The organism is Caballeronia sp. INML1 (assembly GCF_023631085.1).
In the GTDB taxonomy this organism is placed as follows: domain Bacteria; phylum Pseudomonadota; class Gammaproteobacteria; order Burkholderiales; family Burkholderiaceae; genus Caballeronia; species Caballeronia turbans.
On record NZ_JALQDT010000117.1, the window covers coordinates 1 to 264 of the forward strand.

General features: G+C 64.8%; 1 pseudogene. It reads right to left on the minus strand.

Annotation, left to right across the window (positions count from 1 at the left end):
- Positions 1 to 264, minus strand: a pseudogene (locus NCR38_RS34055) (transporter); the annotation flags it as partial.

Here is a 264-nt window from a genome sequence, read left to right on the forward strand (position 1 = left end):
GAGCGTGACGCCTCGGCATCCTCGCCGTCGAGTGTCCCGGAGAAGTGCCCGGAGACGCGTGGCTGTACCACGCCGATGTTCGCCGAGCGGCCGAAAAAGGCGAACGTGTGCCCGAATCCGAGTGCAGTCGCGTCCACTTCCGCCTCGACGTCATCCACCGGCAGGGACGGATCCGTCAGGATGCCGCCGGTCGAACGGGAGAATGCGGCTATGACGAACGTGACGCCGACCGGATTCGGTGAATAGGAACGCGGTTCCAATTCC